Here is a 22,307-nt window from a genome sequence, read left to right as displayed (position 1 = left end):
ACCGATCGCCAAGTGCCGCGCTCAGTTTCGGGAAGGCGACGCAATCGCGGCGCAGCCGCAGTGCCGCCTCGTCGGACCACCAGTACTCGCATGAAGCGCCAGATAGAACGCTCGGCGACGACGCATCACTCCGTCGTGGTGCGGCGGGCGTAGGCGCGGGCGGCGCGGGCGCGGTCGCCGCAGCGGGTGGAGCACCACTGGCGGCGGCCGTGCTTGAGCAGGAAGCGGTTGCAGGGCGGGGAGGCGCAGGCGGTCAGGCGGGCGGCGTCGGGGGAGGTGAGCAGGTCGGCGGCGTCGGCGGCGATGACCGCGAGAGCGTGCTCGACGATCGCGGTGGTGGGGTGGGGCGTGGCGCGGTAAGGCCCGGTCTTCTCGTCCCACAGCAGCAGGGATGCGGTGGGGACGCGGGTCATCGCGTCGTTGACCGCCGTGACGGCGGCGGGCAGGGCGGGCTGCCCGGCGACACGGGAGGCCAGCAGCGACCTGACCTGTTCACGCAACGCGCGCAGCTGCGTCGCGCATACCTCCGCCAAGCCGGCACCGTCCGGGGCGAGGTCGCGCCGCGCCAGCCACCGCTCGGCCTGCGCCGGGGTTCCCAGGAGGTCGGCCGTGTGCCCGCCGGGCAGCGCGACGGCGCTGTTGGCCAGGGCCAGGGAGGGGTGCTCCGCCTCGCCCGGCGCCGACGACAGGGCGGCTTCTTCCATCACGAACTCTTCCATGCTTCTCATGGTACGGGTTGCATTCATCCGTGAGGCATACAGTCGATTCACGGTTAACACGCAATCTATCCGTGAGGAACTCTTTTCGTGCCTTCCCCGACCCTGCAGACTGCCCCCTTCCCCGTCCGCGTTTTCGGCGGCCCGACTGCCCTCTTCGAGTACGGCGGCCTGCGCATTCTCACCGACCCGACCTTCGACGGCCCCGGCGACCACCAGGCACCGGCCGTCGTGCTGACGAAGACGGCGGCGGCTGACGGCAGCCCGGCCGATCTCGGCCGCGTCGACGTGGTCCTGCTCTCGCACGACGAGCACGCCGACAACCTCGACATCTCCGGCCGGGCCCTGCTCGCCGACGTCCCGCTGACGCTCACCACCCCCGGCGGTGGGGAGCGTCTCGGGGAGGCGGCCACCGGCCTCGCCGACTGGCAGTCGGTCGAGCTTGAGCGCCGGGACGGCGGACCCGGCACGGTCACTGTGACGGGCGTGCCCGCCATCCACGGCCCCGGCCCGCGCGAGGAGGTCGAGCCGATCTGCGGTGAGGTCGTCGGGTTCGTCCTGACCGGCGAGGGCCTGCCCACCGTCTACGTCAGCGGCGACAACGCCTCGCTCGAGGCGGTCAAGGGCATCGCTGAGCGCTTCGCCCCGGTGGACACGGCCCTCCTCTTCGCCGGAGCGCCCCGCTTCTCCGATGTCTTCGACGGCGGGCTGATCGTCCTGGACAGCCCCCAGGCCGCAGAGGCCGCGAAGATCCTCGACGCCGGCCGCGTGGTCCCCGTCCACTACGACAGCTGGGCCCACTTCACCGAGGGCCGCGACGAGCTCGTCGCCGCCTTTGCCGCCGCCGGTCTCGCCGACCGCGTCGACTTCGGCGTCCGCGGCTGACCCCACGTTCGTCGGGAACGTACGCCGGACACGGCCGGGCGCCGACCGACAGAGACCCGCCGCGACTGTCGGCCGGCGCCCGGCCCCCCACTCACTGCACGCCGCGCACCTCGAAACTGAAGGACCGCACGACCATGACCGACCCGATCCGCGGCACCCGCCATGGCTCCGCCCCCACCGCCCTGTCCGTACTGGACTCCGCCATGACCGGCACCGGCCAGACCGCCGCAGAGGCGCTGGCCGGCAGTATCGAACTCGCCCGGCTCGCCGACCGGCGCGGCTTCACCCGCTACTGGATGAACGAGCACCACGCCATGCCCGGCGTCTCCACCTCCAGCCCTCCCGTCCTGCTGTCCCGGCTCACCGCGGAGACCAGCAAGCTGCGGCTCGGCGCGGGCGGGATCATGCTGCCCAACCATCCGCCGCTGGTCGTCGCCGAACAGTTCGGCATGCTGGAGGCCCTCGCCCCCGGCCGTATCGACCTGGGTCTGGGCCGCGCCCCGGGCACCGATCACGCCACGGCCGCCGCCCTGCGCCGCGGCGCGAGCGGCGACGAGGACTTCCCCCAGCAGGTGGCCGAGCTGCTGCACTTCCTCGGCGACGACTTCCCGGCCGAGCACCCCTACGCCGACCGCGTGTACGCCGTGCCGGGGCCCGCCCAGGACCGGCTCAACGGCGTCACCCCGCCCACCGGCCGACTGCCGGTGTGGCTGCTCGGCTCGTCCGGCTACTCGGCGCAGCTCGCCGCCCGGCTAGGCCTGCCGTTCGCCTTCGCCGCGCACTTCAACCCGCGCGATGTCGTGGCCGCCCTGCGTCTGTACCGCGAGCGGTTCACTCCGTCCGAGGCCCTGGCCGAGCCGTACGCGCTGGTCAGCTTCACCGTCGCGGCATCCGACGACGAACGTGAGGCCCGCCGCCAGGCCGGCACCCTCGCGCACGCCATGCTCCGCATGTTCCAGCGCAAGTCCTACCTGCTGCCGCCCCCCGAGGAAGTGGACGCCTACACCTACGACGCCCAGGAACGCCAGGCCGTCGACAGCTGGCTGAACCACGTCCCGCACGGCACCCCCGAGCAGGTCACCGCCCACCTGAACCAGGTCCAGCGGGACTCCGGCGCCGACGAGCTCATGATCGGCAGCGTCGGCCACTCCCTCCAGGCCCGGCTGCGTTCCACCGAGCTGATCGCCGACGCCTACGGCATGCCCGACAGCCCGCGCTGACGTCGGACGGGCGGACCTCCGCCCACCAACGCCCACCACCCTTCACCGGCAAGTCCCCCTGATCCCGCAGGAGTTCCCGAGGAGTTCCCCTGGCCACTGTCCTCACCCTGTCCGGCAGCCCCTCCCGTACGTCCCGTACCGCCCTCCTGGCCGAGCACACCGCCGCGGGCCTGCGGGCCCGCGGCCACCGGACGCACGTACTCGCCCTGCGTGGCCTGCCTGCGGCCCCGCTGCTCACCGCGGACACCGCGAAGCGTCCCTCGCCCGCGCCGTGAGCCTGGTTGCCCAGGCCGACGCCCTCGTCGTGGCCACCCCCATCTCCAAGGCCGCCTACTCCGGCCTGCTGCCCCAGCACGCGTTCACCGGGAAACCGGTGCTTCCCCTGGCCACCGGCGGCAGCCCGGCCCACGTCCTCGCCCCCGACTACGCCCTGCGCCCGGTCCTCACCTCGCTCGGCGCCCAGGTCTGCCAGGGCCGGTTCGTCCTGGACCGGCACATCACGACCGCCCCGGACGGCGCGCTGACCCCCGACCACGATGACGAGCGGCAACTGGCCGGCTTCACCGGCCAGTTCGCCCGCGCTCTCCCGTCCCGCGCACACCTGACCACCGCCTGATGACCACCGGACCGCCCCGCCCGGTAAAACCTCCACCCCGGCCTCCCCGAAGAGCGTGGCGACGGCCGGCACGCTGCTCACCGCGGGAGTAGTCGCCGCCCTCGCGCCCGGCCACTCCTTCACTCTGATCACCCTTGCCCTCGTCCTGCTCGGCATCGGCTGGAGCTTCGGCTTGGTCACCGGCACCGCGATCGTTACCAACAGCACGCCCCTGGCCACCCGCGCCAAGGTCCAGGGACTGGTCGACGTCGCCATCGCCGTCGCGGGCGCCGTCGGCGGCCTGGCCTCCGGCATCGTCGTCGCCATCACCAGCTACCCGATCCTCGCCGTCCTGTGCGCCGGCCTCGCCTTCGTGGCTGCGCCTGCGGCCATCGTCGCGGCCCGCAAGGGCTCCGCGCGCGCCTGGAAGGCGTGACTTCGTGAGACTGAGCGGCTGAGTTGGCCCTTTAGCGCTTGAGTTGGCCCGTCTGAGCGCCGGGGTTGGCCCATCCTGCGACTTTTCGAGATAGGTGACCCCTGATCTTGGTGGTTGACACCACCCCTGAGAAACGCCGAAGCCGTACCGGATTTCTGCTGTGCCCGTTCCCGCGGCCCGCACAGCGCTAGCGTTGGGTCCCGTGATCGTATGGCTCAACGGCACCCACGGCGCAGGCAAGACGACGACCAGCGCACTCGTGCAGCAGCTGATCCCGGATTCACGGGTGTTCGACGCCGAGAAGGTCGGCGAGACACTCATGGACATCACGCCGGGGCTGCCCGGGACGGACAACTTCCAGCACTGGCCGCCGTGGCGGCCGCTCGTAGTCGAGACCGCCCGCCGCGTACTCGACTACACCGGCGGCACTCTGGTGATGCCCATGACTATCTTGGTCGAGCAGTACTGGCGCGAGATCAGCACGGGCCTCGCCCAACATGCCATTCCCGTACGGCACTTCGTCCTCCACGCTGACCAAGACACCCTCCGCGGGCGCATCGAGGGCGACACTCTTCTTGGCCCCTCCCCATTCCGTCTCAAATACCTTGAGCCCTACGCCGAGGCGGCCCGCACGTGGCTACACGGCGAGGCCGAGGTCGTCGACACCACGCACCTCACGCCCGCCCAGGCCGCCCTGCAGATCGCAGAGGCCGTCAAGAGTTGAGGCCCAATCGCCACGCGAAACAGGCGCAGGTGGCAACAACCACAGGCGCCCTGGTCGGACCAGACGTCCGCGGAACCGCGGCGTTCGTTCTGGGTCCACCACTTGGCCATCCAGTTGTGGCCGTTGTACGAGGCGGTCTTGCCGCCCGTGTAGACGGTCAACGAGCTCCACCCGGCCGCGCATTCGGCGGCCAAGGCGGAGGTGGCGGGGAGGAACACGGCCAGCCCAACAGCCGTACAGAGCGCGGCGAACAGGGTGGCCAGGCGTCGCAGCACGGGGACACGCGTGGGGCATTCATGGGGGTAGCCCTTTCGTGGGGGTGTCCCATACCGAACCGCAATGGTCTGTACCTGTCAAGGTCTAGACCAGGCTTTGTGTGGAGATCCGGGCGTGAATGCCCTGACGCCCGAAGATCCGGCCCAGATCGGCCCGTTCCGCCTCCACGGCACGCTCGGGTCCGGCGGCACGGGCCGCGTCAATCTCGCCCGGTCCGCCGGCGGACGTACCGTCGCCGTCAAAGTGGTGCACGCCGAACTCGCCGCGCAGGACGAGTTCCGGCGCCGCTTCGCGCGTGAAGTTGCCGCGCTGGAGCGGGCCAGGTCGTCGGTGTGCAGGAACTCGCGCCGCGGGGTACCGGTGGGTTGGCGATGTCCGCCGCGCGACGCCGCTCCGTGTCGCTGACCGTGATGTTGACCGGGACGGTACCGATCGGGGCTTCCGCGGTGATCCGGCCGGCGAGTTCGTCCGGCTCTCAGCCGGTCGCCTCCGCCTCCACGGTCAGAGCAAAGTCGGGGCGGACCTCCAGGTTCCTGAGATCGGGGTCGTCGCTCTTTCCTGGCTCACAGCGGCGGACATTCTTGAAACCGGCCGATTCGAGTTCGGTCGTCAGAGTGGGAAAGTCCCACAGGTATCCGATGTGATGGCCGCAATCCTGGAAAGTCGTGCGCAGCAGATCGATGGGGTGATGGATCTCGTAGCCTTTCCGGCGCCACCTCTCCATCTCCAGTCGGGTCTCCTGGTCGTGTGCCGTGTAAAGCCGGACCACGTGCTCCACGTCCGGAGTGGACAACCTGATGCGTCCACCCGGGACGAGTGCGCGATGCGCCTCACGGAACATGCGGCGATTGGGCTCCAGACGGATGTGCTCGATCATGTTGTCCGCGTAGACATGGCTCGCCGAGGCGGTGGGGACCGGCCACCTCCTCGTGGCATCCAGGTAGTGCCGTGTGCGCCAGGAGATATCGGTGCAGATCCAGCCCGGACGTCGGGCTGCGTGGCTGCCGATTTCGATCTTCAAGGGATTCGGCGACTTCACGGCCAGGGCAAGCCGGGACTGGGCAACCGGACGGTTCAGCGGACCGATCACTGATTTGATGACGCTCTTCGCATTGGCCACGCCCAGCACGCTAGGCCGATCTTTCGATGGCCTTCAGGCCGCCACACGTTCCCCGGCCGCCGTCACCCCAAGGTGCTTCCTGATTCCGCCGGGGGATGCAATTCACCACCTGTTTGAACGTGACGGGTTTCTGGATGGGTGGGAAGCCAGTCGTGTTATGTGCCATGCACGCGAGTAAAGGACACTAAGGTGTGGATGATTCACGGAGATGCCGTTCCAGCTCGGCTCCGGCATCACTCGAACCTCGGCCCGACACGGCGATGCGCGAATCCTCGACATTCTTGGCCACCCACGGCGGCGGGTGCTGTGGGGAAATCGCCGACTTCTCTGGGCAGCCATGCAAAGGAGCAGTACGACCGTGACCCTCCTCCACCGCGTACGCAGCGCCGTACAGCGTCTCGGCATCGACATCGCCCGCTACCCGGCGACCTGGTCAGGTCCGCAACTCGTCCAGCTCATGGGACAGTTCGGGATCGACCTGGTCATCGACACGGGCGCACACTGCGGTGGATACGGGACGATACTGCGTCGCAGCGGCTATCAGGGCCGCATCGTCTCCTTCGAGCCGCTGAGCGGGCCGCGTGCGGAACTGCGCCGCCTGGCAGCGTCCGACCCCGCCTGGACCGTGCTGCCGTACGCGCTCGGCGAGCGCACCGGCACCATCGTGATGAACGTCGCCGGCAACGCGGGCGCCAGCAGTTCGGTGCTCCCGATGCTGGAACGCCACTCGCAGGCGGCCCCGCACGCCGGTTACACCGGCGAGCAGACGGCCGAGATCCGCCGGCTCGACGATCTGTGGGAGCAGATCGTCGTCCCGGGCGAGCGGGTCTTTCTCAAGATGGACGTCCAGGGATACGAGGCACACGTGCTGCGCGGTGCGGGCGCCCACGCGGCGGACTGCCTCGGCATCCAGACCGAGACGTCCTTCGTTCCGCTGTACGAGGGCGGGCTGCTCTTCAACGAGGCGTTGAACCTACTCCAGTCGGATCTCGGTCTCACCCCGATGTCCGTCATCCCCGGCTTCACCGACCCGCAGTCCGGTCAGATGCTCCAGTGCGACGTGGTGTTCTTCCGCGCACGAGAGGCGGCACACGTATGAGGCCGCTGCGGATCGCCCTGGTCCACAGCTTCTACAGCACCTCCGCCCCCGGGGGTGAGAACGAGGCCCCCCTCGACCATGCGGAGGCGCTGCGCAGGGCCGGGCACGAAGTACGGATGGTCGCCGCGCACACCGACGAACTGCGGACCCGCCCGCTGCACGCGGTCCGGTGCGCGGTCACGGTGGCCGGCGGGCGCGGCCGCTCCCCCCTTCCCGAACTGCGGGCCTTCTCCCCGGACATCGTGCACGTACACAACCTCTTCCCCAACTTCGGCCGCGACTGGCTGACCGGATGGCGCGGTCCGCTCGTGACGACGCTGCACAACTTCCGCCCGATCTGCGCGGCGGCGACGCTCTACCGCGACGGCGCGATCTGCACCAGGTGCGTGGACGGGGACCGCTGGGCCGGGCTGCGTGCCGGCTGCTACCGCGGTTCCCGGCTCGCCACACTGCCGCTGACCTGGGCGGGACGTGGCGGAGCGGCCGCCGACCCGCTGCTGCGCCGCGCCGACCGGATCGTGGTCCTCTCCGAGCTCGGCCGCACCACCTATGCCCGCGCCGGGGTGGACGAGCGGCGCATGGCGCTCATCCCCAACTTCGTGCCGTCGGTGGACGGCCCGGCCGTCGAGGCCGGGGAACGCTGGGTGTACGCGGGCAAGCTCACCGCGGAGAAGGGCATCCTCGACCTCCTCCGCCGTTGGCCGGCCGACGCACCGCTGGACGTCATCGGCAACGGTCCGCTGGAGGAGGACTGCCGCGCCGCCGCACCACGCTCGGTGCGGTTCCACGGCGTGCTCGGCCGCACCGAGCTGCGGCACAGACTGCCGGGCTACCGCGGCCTCGTCTTCCCCAGCCGCTGGTACGAGGGCATGCCGCTGGTGTACATCGAGGCGCTCGCCGCCGGCCTTCCCGTACTCGCCTTCGAAGGTTCCGCGACGCACGACGCGGTGCGGGCCGAGGGCACCGGCGCCGTCACCGGCTGGGAGGAGCCGCTGGACCGAGTGCTGCGCGAGGTGGGCAGCAGCTTCCCGGCTCTGCGTGCCCACTGCCGGCGGGTGTACGAGGAGGCGTACAGCGAAGAGGTCTGGACCGGACGGATGGTGCGGCTCTACGAAGAACTCCGCGGCACGGCCATGCCCCTGGAGCCGGTATGAAAAGGGCTCGTGTCGTCTTCGTGCAGCCGTACATGACCTCGTACCGGCTGCCTTTCTATGCCCGGCTCGCCGATCAACTGGCCGAGCGCGACATCGAGTTGGCCATCGCCCACGGTACGCCGACCGGCTACTGGGTGGACCGCCGCGACAGTGTCACGCTGCCCGGCGCGATCGAGCTACCACAGCGCGACTTGTGGATCGGCGGGCGCCGCATCGTGTGGCGTCCGCTCGGCGCGCTGGCGCGCTCCTGTGACGCGCTCGTGCTGCCCCAGGCGCTGCACCAGATCGACGCGTACCCGCTGCTCGCCCGTCGACGCCGCAGGACGCCGGTCGCACTGTGGGGGCACGGGCGGACCTACAGCATGCGGCACCGCTTGCCCGAGCGATGGGCCAAGGCGGCGCTGACCCGCAGGGCCGACTGGTTCTTCGCGTACACCGACGCGGGCGGTGAGTACGCGGTGCGGGCCGGGATGCCGCCGCAGCGGGTCACGGTAGTGCAGAACGCACTCGACAGCCGGTCGCTGGCCTCGGCGCGCGACGCGGTCACGGACGCCGAGGTGGCGGCCCTGCGTGAGCGGTACGGGCTGAACCCCGGGCTGACCGGGCTGTACATCGGCGGGCTCGACCGGAACAAGCGAATCCCTTTCCTGCTGGCCGCGGCCGAGGCGATCGCCCACCGTGTCCCCGGCTTCCGGCTGCTGGTCGCGGGCGACGGCGCCCAACGCGATCTGGTGGCGGCCGCCGGCGGCCCGGTCGTCCATGTGGGGCACGCCCATGACGGGGACAAGGCGCTGCTCGGCGCCGCCGCCGACGTCATGCTGATGCCGGGAACCGTCGGACTCTGCGCGGTGGACTCCTTCGCGCTCCGAACACCGCTGGTGACCTGTGTCTGGCCCCTGCACAGCCCAGAGTTCGAGTATCTGGAGGACGGGCGCAACGCCCTGGTGGTCGACGGCGACGCCGACTGCTACGCGGCGGCCGTGGCCGCGCTCCTCGCCGATCCCGGCCGGTTGGCTTCCCTGCGGCGCGCCTGCCGCGCCGACGCGACGCGCTACACGGTCGAAGCGATGGCCAACAGGTTCGCCCGTGGTCTGGAATGCCTCGTCCACGGCAGTGCGTGACCGGACACAGCGAACAGCTCCCGGGCGCGGACCCGGACGTCCTCCATCGGCTTGACACAAAGCACGCGCACAGGGTGGGGCCGGGCCGGCCGTCTCACGGCCGGTCCGAGGAGCGGGCGACGGCATGCGAGCCAATGGTGCCTCTGCCGAAACGGATCAGGCCTCGTCGGCGCGCCATCGCGTAGGCGGGCAGCCGGTCCCGAAGGAGCGCGACCCCGGCGGCGAGCGGCAGTGCGGCCACGAGTCCGAGGTACGGGCCCTGGACGAGGCCCGCGTGGCAGACCCCGAAGACGGCACCGCCCACCGCGGCATGCGCTGCGTGCGCCCGCAGCACGGAGATCGCCAGAGGGCCGCCCCAGCACACCAGCTGGACGGCGTGCGCGGCGACCGGGCCGGCCACCGCGGCTGCCAGGAGCACGGACAGACTCTCCTGCCGGAACGCGGCGACCAGGCCGCACGCGATCGCCAGCACGGCAGCGAGCTGGGAACCCACCATGGCGCCCGGAGCCTGCCGCACGTGGTTGATGGAGTCACCGACCCAGGCCAGCAGGGAGAACGCCGCGCCCACCGCGAGCAGCGGCACGAGCCGCCCGGCGGACTCCCAGCCGGGGCCGAGCAGCACACCGAGCAGGGCGGGACCGACACCGGCGATGGCGCCGAACCCGATCAGGCCGATCGCCGAGGCCCCGCACAGCGTGTCGTACTCGCCCTTGCTGCCGCGCGACTCGGTGAGGGCGGGCGCGGCCGCACGGTTGATGCCCTGGGCCAGCATCGCCACCGGAAGCTGGGTGAAGAGGGATGCCCGCGAGTAGTACCCGGCTGCGGCCGGGCCGAACATGGCGCCGACAAGCCAGAGGGGAGCGGTGTTGCACCCGTACTGCACCAGGCTGAAACCGGTGAAGAAGGTGGACGGACCGAGCAGCTCCGCCAGTGGCGGACGCGGCCCGTCCGGCAGCGGTTGTGCGGCCAGCAGCCGCAGCGATCCGGCGAGTACCACGGATGCGGCGAGCGGTGTGGCCACGGCGAGGGCGTACGGGCTCCAGCCGGCTACCAGCAGTGCGAGGGAGAGGCCGAACCCCGAGGCCTGGCCCAGCAGTTCCAGACGGACCACTCGCGCCGCATGTCCGCAGCGCCGCAGGGCGGCCGTGGCCGCGAGGGACATGGGAGTGACGAGGAACTGAGTGCTCAACAGCCGCACCAGTGATACCAGCCCTTCCATGTCCCAGAGCAGGCCGACGGCCGGTGCGGCGAGCTGCGCGGCCACGAAGCAGCAGCAGCCGGTGACGGCGGTCGTGCGCAGGGCAAGGCGGGTGAGCGGCCGGGTGAGCCGGGGAGCTCGGAGCAGGCAGACGGACACGCCGCCGTTGGCGAAGTAGGCGAGGATTCCGACTGCGGCGGTCGCGATGGCGTACGCCCCGAAGGCGGCGGGCTCCACGAGCCGTGCGGTCACAGCGGTGTAGCCGAGCTGGAGGATGACGGCCTGCGCGGCGCCCGCGAAGTTCCACAGCAGGCTGTGCACGGCGGAGTGGGCGGTGGTCATCCGGTGGGTTCGCCGGCCGGGAGCGGGCGCCGCGCGAAGAGCGACGCCGGGCCGTAGTCCGGTGGGGAGAGGGTCCGCGCCGTGCCGACGCCTGGCGCCGGCACGGACGGTCTCGCACCCGTCGGCCGTGGCGCGGGCTCGTCGCTGGGATCCAGGCCGGCGAGCCGGGTCACAGCGTCCGAGCCCCCGGCATCGCGGCGCCCAGCTCGGCGTCGGTCATGATGCGGGCCAGTTCGGGAGCCAGAACGGTCGGCCGCCAGCCAAGCTCGCGTTCCGCCTTGGACGCGTCGCCAATGAGGGCGGGGACCTCGGACGGTCTCAAGTACCGTTCGTCGAACCGTACATGGCGCTCCCAGTCCAGTCCCGCGCGCTCGAAACAGAAGGTGAGGAAGTCCCGGACGCTGTAGCTCGTACCGGTGGCGACGACATAGTCGTCGGGCTGGTCGCGCTGGAGCATCCTCCACATCGCGTCCACGTACTCAGGCGCGTACCCCCAGTCGCGGCGCGCCTCAAGATTGCCCAGATGCAGGAACTGCTGCTTGCCACTGGCGATCTTCGCGGCGGCGCGGGCGATCTTGCGGGTCACGAAGGTCTCGCCCCGGCGCGGGGACTCGTGGTTGAAGAGGATGCCGTTGACGGCGTGGATGCCGTACGCCTCACGGTAGTTGCGGGTGATCCAGTACGCGTACACCTTGGCGGCCGCGTACGGGGATCGCGGGTGGAAGGGTGACCCCTCGGACTGCGGGGGTGCGGTCGTCCCGAACATCTCGGAGCTCGATGCCTGGTAGAACCGGCACGGCAACCCGGTCATCCGGATGGCTTCGAGCAGACGGGTGGTGCCCAGTCCGGTGGTGCTGCCGGTGAACTCGGGTTCGTCGAAGGAGACCCGGACGTGCGACTGGGCGGCGAGGTGGTACACCTCCTCGGGCTGAATGCGCTCCAGCAGCGCGGCGATGCGGGAGCCGTCGGCGAGATCGCCGTAGTGCAGTTGCAGCCGGGCGTCGGGCTCGTGCGGGTCCTGGTAGAGGTGGTCGATCCGCTGGGTCGTGATGGTGGACGAGCGTCGGACGAGGCCGTGCACCAGATAGCCCTTGGAGCGCAGGAGCTCGGCTAGATACGAGCCGTCCTGACCGGTGATGCCGGTGATGAGTGCGGTCTTGTTGGGCACGGCGACTCCTGGGTCGTACGGGGACTGGGTGCGTCGTTGCGCGGCCGTGCGCAGGCCGCCAGCAGGCCGAGGATCACGGCCTGTTCGGGGAAGAGCGGGTAGGTGGTCATGAAGATCAGGTGGCCGCAGATCAGCAGCCGGATCAGCAGCCCGTGCTCGCGGTCCGCGCCGGCCGCGCGCCCGGCCGTCGCGTACAGCGCCAGGAGTGCCGCGACGCCGAGGAGCCCGAGGCGCAGCAGCACTTCCAGGTAGTAGTTGTGCGGGGAGAAGGTGATGAGGACCCCGTTCATCATGCGGTCATAGCCCGAGCCGAACGGCAGCCCCACCAGCCAGTCCAGCACTCCATCGAGCCTTGGCAGCAGCGCGAGCCAGCCGTCCGCGCGCCACACGAGCGTCGTGTCGTCCGCACTGGAAGCCCCGAGGCTCGATGTAACCCCTTCGGCAACACCCCAGGAGACAGCCAGCAGGCCGAGCGTGCTCAGGGAACCCAGGACGGTGAGCGCCGCGAGACGGGATCCCCCCTGATGTCGGCGCGACAGCAGCCAGCCCGTGAACATGATGCCGACGGCCAGCCAGACGGTGCGGTGCTGCATCAGGACGACGACCATCAGCAGCGGCCAGGCCAGGAAGCCGGGGCCCGCGAGGCCCCGGCCGCACAGCAGGAAAATGGCCGCCTGGCCGATGATCAGGGCTTCGGCCGGGCCCAGCGCACGGGCGTTGGTGAGCACCCCGTCGACCATGACCTGTTCGGAGTTGGAGCCGATACCGGCCTTCAGCCACCACAGCAGCGCCAGCAGGGACAGAACGCAGGCGGCCGCGACCCAGACGCGGGCCACGGTGCGCACCAGCGGCCGGCCAGGAGAGAGGACGGCGACGAAGAACGCGACGCACAGGAGTTGGATGAAGTGGGTCCGGGCCTCGTTGCCCACCGTCTGGGCATCGAAGCGTCCGAATCCGCGGAGCAGCGCACAGGCGGTCAGGGACAGCAGGGCGAGGAGTGCCAACGGGGCGCGGTACCCCCTCCTCCTCGCCAGGATGATGAGGGACGCCGCGAGCAGACACATCGTCAGCACGTCGGTGGGAAGCAGATCCACGCCCGCGCTCGACTGGGATCCGGGCATGGATTGATACGACTGCCAGAGCTGGATGGTGGTGTACAAACCGATGGCCCAGCCGGGCCAGCGGACGAAGCTCGCGATGAGGGCGGCCCCGAGCAGGAACGCGGTGCAGCCGAACAGCGGTGTCGTCGGGTCGAAGGACAAGGGATCAGCCCTCCGCGTAGGAGCGGCGGACCGCGGCTCGCGCCGCGGTCTTCGCGTAAGGCGAGAACAGCAGCAACGGGGCCCACGGCCACGAGTGCCGCAGGCAGTAGACCCACCATTGGCGGGGCGGCAGTTCGCGCTGTGAGGTGACACGGCGCAGCGCCTCCCGCACCCCGATGCCCGGTTCACGGGAGCCGGTCAGGGGCGGGCCGTAATCGCAGCTGCCGACGTGGCGTGGGGTCACATAGGTGGGGATGCCGGCTCGGCGGGCACGCAGTCCGTGGTCGTAGTCCCCCATGCCGTGGCGGAAGACCTCGTCAATGTCCCCGACCCTTTCCCACACGGCGCGGGGCAGGAGCACCACGTTCCCGTTGTACGTGTCGCAGGGCTCGGGCCGTCCAGTGGGTTCGACCAGCGCGAGGGCCCGGCCTCGGCGCCCGGAGTACGTCGTGCGGAGGCCGTCCCGCGCCCGTACGGCGCCGACGACAACCTTGCCGGACCCGACCGCGCGGGCGGTTTCGAGCAGCACGGCCAGGGCGTCGCCGTCCAGCGTCACATCGTCGTTGAGCCAGAGCTGGTAGTCCCATTCCGGCTCGTCGGCCCGTCGGCTGCCGCGGCTGGCGATGCGCATGCCGTGGCCCCAGAAGACATCACTGCCGACCGTGGTGACCTGTACTCCCGGGTGGGTGGCGCGGACCGCGCAGGGGGTGCCGTCGGTACTGCCCGCGTCAACCAGATAGGTACGAACGGCCGTGTCCTCCGGCATTCCATGCTGTTCTGCGAGCGCGGCAAGCGCCGACATGGTCTTTTCGCGTCGATTGTGACTGGTCATCAACACGGCGATGCGGACTGACGGCACGGAACACTCCTCAACTCGCGCATCCCATCATTACCAGACGAACGGTGCGTAAGCGTCAAACCGGGCCGGGGCGCTGATCCGAGTCCGATAAACCGCGCCGCTTGCCGGGCCGACTCCGGTCGGAGCCGGGTGGCCGGGCCGGCGAGGCGCCCCGGCGACCTCATACGCCGACGGTGTGATTCCCTCGTGGAAGCGTTCTTGAATACCGGGAGGGTTTCCGCACGCTGCTTAGGGTTCCGGTCATGACGGTCACTCCAGTGGCATTCCGCGCGCTCAGCACCGAGGTTCGGAAGTATCCGGGTGCGCGGTGACGCGGAACGACGAGCTTCGTCCGGCTGTTGTCGAGAACTGCCATCGAAAGGGCCGCGGTGACACCTCTAGTCCGACGGATCAAACTCAAGGCGGCGGAGGTTGTCGTACCCCGGCTGACCCGGATTCTGCCTCGCGACGATCTGGAACGTCTGGGCAGTGATTACGGGGGCTGGTGGATCCCCACCGGCCTGATCGCCGAGGACTCGGTCGTCTACGCGGCAGGGGTCGGTGAGGACGCGAGTTTCGACCTCGCCCTCATTGAACGGTTCGGCTGTGAGGTGTGGGCGATGGATCCCACGCCGCGCTCCATCGAGTACGCGAGCCGAATCACCGAACCCCGATGGCACTTCCTCCCTTTCGGGCTGTGGAAGGAGGACGCCATTCTGCACTTCCACCCGCCCGCCGACTCCGCGCATGTCTCCCATTCCGCGACGGAGGTCCGCGGCAGCGGTCCGGGGTTCGACGCCCAATGCCATTCGCTGGCGACGTTCACCGAGAAGCTGGGACACGACCATGTCGACCTGCTGAAGATGGATATCGAAGGTGCGGAGGGCGCAGTGCTGGACTGGATCGCGGCAGAGAGAATCCTGCCCCGGGTGCTCTGCGTGGAGTTCGACGCACCGGAGAATCCCTGGGTCCTGCGTCGGCGACTGGGTCGCCTTGAGGCAGTCGGATACGTCGTCCGCCGGACAGAAGGCCGCAACTACACCCTGACCCTCGGCTAGTTCACCGGAATCCAGCTATTGCGGATGCCGCCGGATCACCGGCAGGCAGTCGCCTCCATCCCGTTCGACAAGGAGCACGGGCGGGCAGCCTCCCGCGGCGGGTGCTCTGGGACACTCCGCGCGAGCCGAGGCGTTGCGGCATTCCCCCAGACCGGGCAGCGGCCGAAAGTCGTCATCGTCACCAGCTCGCTGTCCGGCGAGGGGAAGACCAGTACCGCCGCCGCGCTCCAGTGTGCTCATCGGCAAGGCAAGTGTCACCGGAACGCTGCGCTCGGCGTCCGTCGGCGGTTGTGGTGGCGTGGGCCAGATCCGGATGATGACCTGCACCGAGATGGGGGGTTGGAGGCTGTGGAAGCTCAGCACTCGGTCCCTTGTGCGCGACCCCGCTCCTGCAGCAGTGCGGCCAGGGTTGCGACCGCCCCGTCGATTTCCTGCCCGCAGGCCAGCAGTACGTCGTAGGGGGCTCCGCAGGGATCGGCGATCCCGTCCGCGGCCCCCGAGACCGGCGCCAGGCTGCCGCGGGCGGCGGCGGCCCGGGAGATCGCTTCCCGGGGCGGTGCCGCCCCCCCGTGGGCCAGCCGCAGGAACTCCCTGACCGTGAAGCACTTGCGCAGAGCAACCGGCCACAGCCGTACGGCCGTCTCCCGGTGCTCCCGGTCAAGACCCAGTACGAGATCGGCCTCCGCCACCAGTTCCGGCCTCAGCATCCGGGACGTGAACTCCGCACCGTTTCCGCCCAGTTGCTCCAGCACGGAACGGGTCGCCGGGTGCATGCCCGAGATGTGCTGGGCCCTGGTGCCCGCACTGCCCACCCGTGCTTCCGGGAGCCTGGCCGCCAGCAGTCGCTCGGCCAGCGGGGAGCGGTGCACATTGCCGGTGCAGACGAAGAGGATGGTCAGCCGAGCCGCGACGTCAGCCATACGTAGGTCTCTTCGATTCCCTCGCGCAGTCCAGTCTTCGGTTTCCAGCCCAGGGAATTGATCAGGGTGGTGTCGAGCAGTTTGCGCGGGGTGCCGTCCGGCTTGGAACTGTCCCAGTCGATCGTCCCGCGATAGCCGACCACCTCGGCCACCAGCCGGGCCAGTTCACGCAGCTCCAGGTCCTCGCCCGTACCGACATTGACGGGCTGGTCACCGTCGTACTCCTCCAGCAGGAAGAGACAAGCCCTGGCCAGGTCGTCGGTGTGCAGGAACTCGCGCCGCGGGGTGCCGGTGCCCCAGTGGGTGAGCCGGCTCTCGCCGCGCATGTGTGCCTCGTGCGTACGCCGCAGCATGGCCGGCAGGACGTGGGAGGTGCGCGGGTCGATGTTGTCGCCCGGCCCGTACAGGTTGGTGGGCATCGCCGAGATGTACGGGAGCCCGTACTGCCTGCGCAGCGCCTGGACATGAATGATCCCGGCGATCTTGGCGATGGCGTAGGCGTCGTTGGTGGGCTCCAGCGGGCCGGTGAGCAGGGCGCTCTCAGGGATCGGCTGCGGGGCGTGCTTGGGATAGATACAGCTGGAGCCGAGCAGCAGCAGCCGTTCGACGCCGTACTCGCGCGCCGCGTCGAGGACATTGAGCTGGATCCGGAGATTGTCGGAGAGGAACTCCACCGGCCGGCCGGCGTTGGCCGCGATGCCGCCGACGCGGGCGGCGGCCAGGACGACGGTGTGCGGACGCTCGGCGGCGTACAGGGCCCGTACCGCCTCCCGGTCGCGCAGGTCGAGCTCGCGGGAACTGCGCACGAGAAGATCGGTGAAGCCCTCGGCGGTGAGATACCGTGCGACGGCGGAACCGACGAGTCCTTGGTGCCCGGCGACATGAACCCGGGCCGAGCGGTCGAGGCGCCTCATTTGTCGCCACCTCGCAGCCGTGCCGCCCCGCGGGACAGCACCGACCCGGTGCGCGGACGCGGCGGCGCGGGAGCCGGGGTCCGCAACGCGGCCGGCGGGTTTCCGTAGCCGTATCCATATGCTGAGTAACTTGCCATCGGGCTCATGTTGAAGACCGTGCCGAGGGTCCGCACTCCCACCGCGTGCAGGGCTTCGGCGGCCGCCCTGACCTGGTCGCGCGGGGTCTTTTTGGCCCGTACGACCAGGATTGCGCCGTGGGCGGAGGTGGCGAGCCCGACCGTGTCGGCGACGGGCAGCAGCGGGGCGGTGTCGACGATCACGGCCTCGTACCGTCCAGCGAGTTCGCTCAGCAACTCGGCCATCCGGTCGGAGGCGAGCAGCTCGGTGGGGTTGGGCGGCAGGGGGCCGCTGGTCAGGACGGAGAGTCCGCCAGCGGCCTGCATCACGTCCTCGATCCGCGCGTGGCCGATCAGCACGCTGGTCAGGCCGGCGTCCTGGACGAGCCCGAAGGTGTCGGCCACGGAGGGGCGGCGCAGATCGGCTTCGACGAGGCAGGTGGAGGTGCCGCCCTGGGTGAGCGAGAGGGCGAGGTTGGCCGCCGTGCTGGTCTTGCCCTCGCCGGGCAGCGAACTGGTGACGACGATGACCCGGGGCCGGTCGCCGATCTGGGCGAACTGCAAGTTCGTCCGCAGATGGCGGTAGGCCTCGGCTCGCGCCGAGTGCGCCTTGGCACCGTAGGCCAGCGGCTGCTGTGGACTCTCCTTGTCGAACGGAATGGAGCTGAGCACGGGCAGGCTGGTGAGGGCAGCCACGGCGTCCGCGGTCTTGAGGGTTGTATCGAGGGTCTCCCGGAGGGCGGCGGCGCCTGCGCCCAGCAGCAGCCCGGCGAGCAGGCCCGCGGCGAGGTTGAGAGCGGGGCGCGGGCTGACCGGGGCCGAGGGGGCCGAGGCGGTCTGGGTGACGCTCAGCTTCACCGGGGACGTGGCCACTTTGTCGGGGGGCGCGGGATCGAGGCTCTCCAAGCGCCCAACGACGTCGCTGAAGCGGTAGGCAACGGCGTTGGCGATGTCCGCCGCGCGACGCCGCTCCGTGTCCCTGACCGTGATGTTGACCAGCACGGTACCGATCGGGGCTTCCGCGGTGATCCGGCCGGCGAGTTCGTCCGGCTTGGTGTCGAGGCGGAGGGAGGAGATGACGTGCCGGGTGACCTGACGACTGGTCACGATCGATGCGTACGACTGGACTCGGGCCAGTGAGAAGCTGTTGCCCTGCTGGAGCGCCATGGTGTCGCCACCGGACTGCGCGGAGACGAACAGCTGGGCGCGCGCCTGGTAGACGGGCGTCGACAGGGTGGTGGCCCCCCAGCCGGCCGCGACGCCCAGCAGGATGCAGGCGAGGACGACGGGCCAGCTCCGGGCCAGCGCTTTCAGGATGCTGCGGAGTTCCAAGCTGTACACCTCATCCGGTCGTTCGGGGCAGCGCCCGGCCAGGTTAGACGTATTTGCGCTGTTTGTCCGCCAATGATGGGAGTCTGATCGGAAGAGTCCTGCGCGTCGCCATCCCGTATCGCTGTGCTGATTGCCAGTCACAATCGCCGCGAGGTACCGATCCACCTCGTCGACGCGGGCAGCCCCGATGGTGCACCCGAGGCGGTCCAGGCGGGCCGAGGTGGTGACGGTCGGCACCGACGCCTACTGGGGCCACGGCTTTACTGGCGACACGTGACCGTGGGCGCCGCTGCTGATGGTCTTGCCGTAGGCAGCGCGGGCGGTCACGGCCTCGTGACGAAAGCGCCCTCCTCAGAAGCCCGGCACCTTCTCAGCGACGGTTCTGGGCCAGGATCCCAAAGGTGTTCGGCGGGCCGAACCTGTCTCCGACTGCTTGCAGCAGCCCGGACTGAGTAGACCAGTAGCGCTGCAGCTCCACCTTCTCGAAGGCGGGTTCCAGCAGCGCGCACAATGCCTGTTCGTCGAGCCCGTTGCGTACTACGTGGTACTCGACCATGTCGGCCTCATTGGTCTCGTCGTAGACGCCGCGCAGCCGACGCATCCGGGTGGCCAGGCCGCGGCGGAATTCGCCCTGGCCGAGTCTCCAGAGCAAATATGCGTTGCGGTCCAGGCTCATAGACGTCCGAGACCGCCGTGGATACCAGAGCGGGTCCTGAATGCTGAAGAACCCGCCACCGGGCTGGATGCGCTCTACGAGCCACTTTACCGTCTCAAGATAGTCCGGAATATGGTGCAGTACGGAGATGCACACAGCCGCGCCGAGCGGACCTCCGTTGCGATCCGCTTGCCCGTCGCGGTCGAAGGTCACAGTGACCTTCGGATTGTTTCGGAAGCGGCTCCGGAGGACCATCGCACTCGGCATGCTCATCTCCGTCACCTCGACGTCGGCGCCGGCCGCCACCACGTGATCGGTAAAGGTGCCGTGCCCGGCGCCGAGCTCCAAAACGTGGCATGCGCCGTTCCGCTCGATGACATCACCTACCACGGCGTGCACGCCCGCGATCACACGCTCGCGGACGCTGTGGTGACGGATGTGCGGTGAACCCTTCGCGTAGTCGTGGCCGGCATCATGCCCCTGCTCTTGGAGCGTCCCCATGGAGGGATTCGCTGGAATGACTGTCATGCGGGGGAAAGTATGCGTTTCACGTTCCGTCTTCCGGAATTCGAGGGGAGGATCGCTGGGAGTTCATGCGTTCGGCCTCCGCGCACCGCCGACTGGTGATCGCCAAACCCCACCTCTGTGTGGAACAGCGGTAACGACCAGAGCAGTATCCGCCGTTCATTTTGACAGCCCCGCACGCCATCAGCGAGTGAACCCGGCCAAGCCTGTTAGAGCTCGTCCTGCGTCTTGTCGTACGCGTTGTACAGGCGCTTCGGAAGCGGCTTGTCGTCACGAAGAGCCTTGAAGAGCTCCTCCGCCTGGTCCACGACCATCATGTAGCCACCCCTGTAGCCGGGGTTACAGGGAATCGTGACCAGCGAAGTCCGCTTCGGGGGGATGCCACGGGCCCCTTCCACCAGGCCGTACAGCTCACCGAGCGAGTCGAGCCCGCGGTCGGCGACCAGCGAGGACGTGACCGCGTTCAGCACCGGATAGAGGCGGGCCGGGTTGGTGAGCGTGCCGCTGCCGCGCAGCTCCCGCAGCAGATCGTCGATGAACTCCTTCTGGCGCTCGATGCGCTGCAGATCGCTACCGTCACCGACGCCCGTTCGCGCGCGTACGAACACGAGCGCCTGGTCGCCGCGGAGCAGTTGTCTGCCCGGGCTGAGCTCGACGGTGGAGTCCGGCACGCTCATTGGCTCGTGGACCTCGACCTCCACGCCTCCGACCGCGTCCACGACCTTCTCGAAGCCGGTGAAGTCGACGACGAGATGGTGGTCGACGCGGACGCCGGTGAGCATCTCGAAGGTGCGGATCGCACAGGCAGCCCCGCCGAACTGGAAGGCCCAGTTGAACTGCGCGTACTGCGCCCGGCTGCGCGTCCCGTCGGGCTGCAGACAGCTGGGGATCTCGACCATCATGTCGCGCGGCACGCTCACCAGCGAGGCGCTGCGGCGGTCTGCCGAGAGATGGAGCAGGATCGTTGTGTCGCTGCGCTCGCCGCCGTAGTTGCCCTCCCGGTCGGAGCCGAGAAGCAGGATGTTCTCGGCGCCGTGCGCAACGGCCCGGGGACGGGAGCCGTGGTCGGTCGCGAGCGCGCGGGCGGTCTTTTCGTCCGTACGGATACTGCCGTCGAGGCGTTGATAGAGGACCCAGCCGACGCCGCCTGTGACGGCCAGGAGAAGGGTCGCGCCGAGGCCGACGACGCAGAGGAAGGGTCTGAAGCGTAGATCACGCACTGCCATGGAAGAGCCCTTCCACTCCAAGGGTGACCCTGGCGGCCATTCCCTCAACCGTGTAACGCATTGCGTCCGTACGGCAGGAGCCCCGCAGGCCGGCCAACCAGCTCGGCTGAGCAAGGCCCGGTCGGCCCGTACCACTCGCGCACACCTGCCGATTCGCCGTCCGTGACCGCGTCCCGGGCTGCGGCCGGCACGGATGCGGTCTGTTCGCTCAGGTAGGCCGCGCGGTGGCGGCCGAGCATGGGCAGGACGGAGCTGCTGGCACCGGCGTTGTCCGCGACGTTAATGACGGCCGGTGAGGCGTGGAGAGCGCCGGACGGCGGCAACTGCCGCCAACCGCCGGTCACCGTGCCGGAGTGGTCGCCGAGCGCGCACGGCAGGACCGCCCAGGCCCGGTCCGACGCCGCCCTGCGATGGAGCTCCGCGCGCCGGCCGGTGAGCGGCTCGAAGGAGACCATACGGCCGCGGTAGCCGGAGCGGCGGAGCATCGTGCCGTATCCACCGGCGTGTGCGCCGGCATCGATGACGAGGCCGACATCGAACTTCTGAAACAGCTGCACCAGTTGCCGCCCGGACCAGCTCGCCGGATAGCGGGCGACGTCGATGCCCAGGCGCTGCAGGGCGCTGCGCGCGGTGAAGGAGGGTCACTGTCGTGCTCCTTTGTATGCTGCCCAGAGGAAACGGGGATGCCCCCACAGCACCCGGCGCCACAGTCGGCGCGGTTCGCTGCAGAGTCGGAAGAGCCATTCCAGGCCGTGCCGCTGCATCCACAGCGGGGCCTGCGGCTTGTTGCCGGAAACGAAGTCGAAGGCGGCGCCGACGGCGGCGAACACCGCGGGGTGCGCGGTGGCCAGCCGGGCGGCCTCGTAGTCCTGTCTGGGGGTGCCGAGGCCGAGCCAGACGATCTGGGCGCCGCTGGCGCGGATCCGTTCCAGCTGCGACTGTCGCTCGGCGTCGGTCGGTTCGCGGAACGGCGGTGACTCGATGCCTACGATCCGGGCGCGCGGGAAACGGGCCCGCAGTTCGGCGGCCAGCCGTTCCAGTACCGCCGGGGTGGAGCCGAGGAGGTAATGGCGGATGCCCACGTCCTGACCGTTACGGAAGACGTCCAGAAAGAGGTCGGGTCCGTACACCCGCGTCGGCGGCACGGAGCGGCTCCGGTGGACGATCCGGTTGACCCAGACCACCCCTTGCCCGTCGGGGAGGTTGAGGGTCGCCGTCCGCAGCGCCTGTGCCAGTCGCGAATCCCCGTCGGCGAGGGCGAGGGTGTACGCGTTGCAGAGGTGGACGTCGGCCGCCACGCCTTCGGCGGCGAGACGGACCACCGCTGCGGCCGCGGCCTCCGGAGTCGCAGCGGCCACGGGAACTCCGGCACACAGGACGGTAGGCAGGCCGGTGGACACATCCCTG

At 69.9% G+C, this 22,307-nt stretch carries 22 protein-coding genes and 2 pseudogenes; 10 read left to right on the top strand and 14 right to left on the bottom strand.

What is annotated here, in order from left to right:
- Nucleotides 1-125 precede the first annotated feature (125 nt).
- A complete protein-coding gene (locus J7E96_RS16900) occupies nucleotides 126-719 on the bottom strand; it encodes an ABATE domain-containing protein (RefSeq protein ID WP_215132364.1) in 594 nt (197 codons plus the stop codon).
- A gap of 87 nt (nucleotides 720-806) precedes the next feature.
- Here J7E96_RS16900 and J7E96_RS16895 point away from each other — a divergent pair, with 87 nt between their 5' ends.
- The 5 genes and pseudogenes from J7E96_RS16895 (at nucleotide 807) to J7E96_RS16870 (ending at nucleotide 4,576) form a co-directional block, all read left to right on the top strand.
- Complete coding sequence (locus tag J7E96_RS16895; protein ID WP_215132362.1) at nucleotides 807-1,601, top strand: MBL fold metallo-hydrolase; 795 nt, start codon at nucleotides 807-809, stop codon at nucleotides 1,599-1,601.
- A 134-nt stretch (nucleotides 1,602-1,735) separates the two neighbouring features.
- On the top strand, nucleotides 1,736-2,821 hold the full coding sequence (locus J7E96_RS16890) for an LLM class flavin-dependent oxidoreductase (protein ID WP_215132357.1): 1,086 nt from the start codon (nucleotides 1,736-1,738) through the stop codon (nucleotides 2,819-2,821).
- 89 nt (nucleotides 2,822-2,910) lie between these two features.
- Nucleotides 2,911-3,437: pseudogene (locus tag J7E96_RS37470) on the top strand (NAD(P)H-dependent oxidoreductase).
- 55 nt (nucleotides 3,438-3,492) lie between these two features.
- Nucleotides 3,493-3,852 (top strand): hypothetical protein, encoded by a 360-nt coding sequence (locus J7E96_RS16875; protein WP_215132348.1) that lies wholly within the window; start codon nucleotides 3,493-3,495, stop codon nucleotides 3,850-3,852.
- A 202-nt stretch (nucleotides 3,853-4,054) separates the two neighbouring features.
- Nucleotides 4,055-4,576 (top strand): AAA family ATPase, encoded by a 522-nt coding sequence (locus J7E96_RS16870; RefSeq protein WP_215132343.1) that lies wholly within the window; start codon nucleotides 4,055-4,057, stop codon nucleotides 4,574-4,576.
- On the opposite strand, the gene J7E96_RS38835 is transcribed toward J7E96_RS16870, so the two are convergent.
- Nucleotides 4,465-4,794 (bottom strand): carbohydrate-binding protein, encoded by a 330-nt coding sequence (locus J7E96_RS38835; protein WP_374196690.1) that lies wholly within the window; start codon nucleotides 4,792-4,794, stop codon nucleotides 4,465-4,467. The genes J7E96_RS16870 and J7E96_RS38835 overlap by 112 nt on opposite strands.
- Nucleotides 4,795-4,915: 121 nt before the next feature.
- On the opposite strand from J7E96_RS38835, the pseudogene J7E96_RS16865 reads away from it, so the two are divergent.
- Nucleotides 4,916-5,170: pseudogene (locus tag J7E96_RS16865) on the top strand (hypothetical protein); the annotation flags it as partial.
- Nucleotides 5,171-5,327: 157 nt separating this feature from the next.
- Here the strand turns inward: J7E96_RS16865 and J7E96_RS16860 are convergent.
- Complete coding sequence (locus J7E96_RS16860) at nucleotides 5,328-5,972, bottom strand: hypothetical protein (protein WP_215132338.1); 645 nt, start codon at nucleotides 5,970-5,972, stop codon at nucleotides 5,328-5,330.
- Between the two features lie 358 nt (nucleotides 5,973-6,330).
- On the opposite strand from J7E96_RS16860, the gene J7E96_RS16855 reads away from it, so the two are divergent.
- Genes J7E96_RS16855 through J7E96_RS16845 form a run of 3 tightly spaced genes read left to right on the top strand, consistent with a single transcriptional unit; the run spans nucleotide 6,331 to nucleotide 9,346 of the window.
- The gene (locus J7E96_RS16855; protein WP_215132333.1) at nucleotides 6,331-7,071 is read left to right on the top strand and encodes an FkbM family methyltransferase; all 741 of its coding nucleotides are present in this window, start codon (nucleotides 6,331-6,333) and stop codon (nucleotides 7,069-7,071) included.
- Nucleotides 7,068-8,225, top strand: coding sequence for a glycosyltransferase family 4 protein (locus J7E96_RS16850; RefSeq protein ID WP_215132327.1), 1,158 nt, complete (start codon nucleotides 7,068-7,070; stop codon nucleotides 8,223-8,225). The genes J7E96_RS16855 and J7E96_RS16850 overlap by 4 nt, the downstream gene beginning before the upstream one ends.
- The gene (locus tag J7E96_RS16845; protein ID WP_215132322.1) at nucleotides 8,222-9,346 is read left to right on the top strand and encodes a glycosyltransferase family 4 protein; all 1,125 of its coding nucleotides are present in this window, start codon (nucleotides 8,222-8,224) and stop codon (nucleotides 9,344-9,346) included. Before J7E96_RS16850 ends, J7E96_RS16845 begins: the two co-directional genes overlap by 4 nt.
- A gap of 94 nt (nucleotides 9,347-9,440) precedes the next feature.
- On the opposite strand, the gene J7E96_RS16840 is transcribed toward J7E96_RS16845, so the two are convergent.
- The 4 genes from J7E96_RS16840 to J7E96_RS16825 form a co-directional block, all read right to left on the bottom strand.
- On the bottom strand, nucleotides 9,441-10,886 hold the full coding sequence (locus J7E96_RS16840; RefSeq protein WP_215132310.1) for an oligosaccharide flippase family protein: 1,446 nt from the start codon (nucleotides 10,884-10,886) through the stop codon (nucleotides 9,441-9,443).
- A gap of 169 nt (nucleotides 10,887-11,055) precedes the next feature.
- The gene (gene gmd / locus J7E96_RS16835; protein WP_215132309.1) at nucleotides 11,056-12,054 is read right to left on the bottom strand and encodes a GDP-mannose 4,6-dehydratase; all 999 of its coding nucleotides are present in this window, start codon (nucleotides 12,052-12,054) and stop codon (nucleotides 11,056-11,058) included.
- Nucleotides 11,997-13,316 carry a hypothetical protein gene (locus J7E96_RS16830; protein WP_215132304.1) on the bottom strand — a complete coding sequence of 440 codons (1,320 nt, stop codon included), beginning with the start codon at nucleotides 13,314-13,316 and terminating at the stop codon, nucleotides 11,997-11,999. Before J7E96_RS16830 ends, gmd begins: the two co-directional genes overlap by 58 nt.
- A gap of 4 nt (nucleotides 13,317-13,320) precedes the next feature.
- Nucleotides 13,321-14,148 carry a glycosyltransferase family 2 protein gene (locus J7E96_RS16825; protein ID WP_251070044.1) on the bottom strand — a complete coding sequence of 276 codons (828 nt, stop codon included), beginning with the start codon at nucleotides 14,146-14,148 and terminating at the stop codon, nucleotides 13,321-13,323.
- 395 nt (nucleotides 14,149-14,543) lie between these two features.
- Here J7E96_RS16825 and J7E96_RS38215 point away from each other — a divergent pair, with 395 nt between their 5' ends.
- The gene (locus tag J7E96_RS38215) at nucleotides 14,544-15,212 is read left to right on the top strand and encodes an FkbM family methyltransferase (protein ID WP_215132294.1); all 669 of its coding nucleotides are present in this window, start codon (nucleotides 14,544-14,546) and stop codon (nucleotides 15,210-15,212) included.
- A gap of 356 nt (nucleotides 15,213-15,568) precedes the next feature.
- Here J7E96_RS38215 and J7E96_RS16815 read toward each other — a convergent pair whose 3' ends face one another.
- The 7 genes from J7E96_RS16815 to J7E96_RS16785 all read right to left on the bottom strand — a co-directional run bounded on the left by J7E96_RS16815 (nucleotide 15,569) and on the right by J7E96_RS16785 (nucleotide 22,258).
- The gene (locus J7E96_RS16815) at nucleotides 15,569-16,132 is read right to left on the bottom strand and encodes a low molecular weight phosphatase family protein (protein WP_215132290.1); all 564 of its coding nucleotides are present in this window, start codon (nucleotides 16,130-16,132) and stop codon (nucleotides 15,569-15,571) included.
- Nucleotides 16,108-17,046 (bottom strand): GDP-L-fucose synthase, encoded by a 939-nt coding sequence (locus tag J7E96_RS16810; RefSeq protein WP_215132285.1) that lies wholly within the window; start codon nucleotides 17,044-17,046, stop codon nucleotides 16,108-16,110. The genes J7E96_RS16815 and J7E96_RS16810 overlap by 25 nt, the downstream gene beginning before the upstream one ends.
- Entirely contained in the window at nucleotides 17,043-18,494 is a 1,452-nt protein-coding gene (locus tag J7E96_RS16805; RefSeq protein WP_215132280.1) for a polysaccharide biosynthesis tyrosine autokinase, read from the bottom strand. The genes J7E96_RS16810 and J7E96_RS16805 overlap by 4 nt, the downstream gene beginning before the upstream one ends.
- A gap of 370 nt (nucleotides 18,495-18,864) precedes the next feature.
- Entirely contained in the window at nucleotides 18,865-19,677 is an 813-nt protein-coding gene (locus tag J7E96_RS16800) for a methyltransferase domain-containing protein (RefSeq protein ID WP_251070016.1), read from the bottom strand.
- Nucleotides 19,678-19,883: 206 nt separating this feature from the next.
- Nucleotides 19,884-20,900, bottom strand: a complete 1,017-nt coding sequence (locus J7E96_RS16795; protein ID WP_215132270.1) for an LCP family protein — start codon at nucleotides 20,898-20,900, stop codon at nucleotides 19,884-19,886.
- 44 nt (nucleotides 20,901-20,944) lie between these two features.
- Nucleotides 20,945-21,457 (bottom strand): hypothetical protein, encoded by a 513-nt coding sequence (locus J7E96_RS16790; protein WP_215132267.1) that lies wholly within the window; start codon nucleotides 21,455-21,457, stop codon nucleotides 20,945-20,947.
- An 84-nt stretch (nucleotides 21,458-21,541) separates the two neighbouring features.
- Nucleotides 21,542-22,258 carry a WecB/TagA/CpsF family glycosyltransferase gene (locus J7E96_RS16785; RefSeq protein WP_215132262.1) on the bottom strand — a complete coding sequence of 239 codons (717 nt, stop codon included), beginning with the start codon at nucleotides 22,256-22,258 and terminating at the stop codon, nucleotides 21,542-21,544.
- Nucleotides 22,259-22,307: the final 49 nt, after the last annotated feature.

It is taken from the genome of Streptomyces sp. ISL-96 (assembly GCF_018614035.1).
In the GTDB taxonomy this organism is placed as follows: domain Bacteria; phylum Actinomycetota; class Actinomycetes; order Streptomycetales; family Streptomycetaceae; genus Streptomyces.
The sequence above is the reverse complement of the archived record's forward strand: the minus strand, read 5'-3'. Positions and strand labels throughout refer to the sequence as shown.

Bases quoted from the DNA above. Each gene is read 5' to 3' on its own strand.
- J7E96_RS16890 (WP_215132357.1), top strand. From the start codon at position 1,736: ATGACCGACCCGATCCGCGGCACCCGCCATGGCTCCGCCCCCACCGCC.
- J7E96_RS16825 (WP_251070044.1), bottom strand. From the start codon at position 14,148: ATGACCAGTCACAATCGACGCGAAAAGACCATGTCGGCGCTTGCCGCG.
- J7E96_RS16795 (WP_215132270.1), bottom strand. From the start codon at position 20,900: ATGGCAGTGCGTGATCTACGCTTCAGACCCTTCCTCTGCGTCGTCGGC.
- J7E96_RS16850 (WP_215132327.1), top strand. From the start codon at position 7,068: ATGAGGCCGCTGCGGATCGCCCTGGTCCACAGCTTCTACAGCACCTCC.
- J7E96_RS16840 (WP_215132310.1), bottom strand. From the start codon at position 10,886: ATGACCACCGCCCACTCCGCCGTGCACAGCCTGCTGTGGAACTTCGCG.
- J7E96_RS16815 (WP_215132290.1), bottom strand. From the start codon at position 16,132: ATGGCTGACGTCGCGGCTCGGCTGACCATCCTCTTCGTCTGCACCGGC.
- J7E96_RS16845 (WP_215132322.1), top strand. From the start codon at position 8,222: ATGAAAAGGGCTCGTGTCGTCTTCGTGCAGCCGTACATGACCTCGTAC.
- J7E96_RS16900 (WP_215132364.1), bottom strand. From the start codon at position 719: ATGGAAGAGTTCGTGATGGAAGAAGCCGCCCTGTCGTCGGCGCCGGGC.
- J7E96_RS16800 (WP_251070016.1), bottom strand. From the start codon at position 19,677: ATGACAGTCATTCCAGCGAATCCCTCCATGGGGACGCTCCAAGAGCAG.
- J7E96_RS16810 (WP_215132285.1), bottom strand. From the start codon at position 17,046: ATGAGGCGCCTCGACCGCTCGGCCCGGGTTCATGTCGCCGGGCACCAA.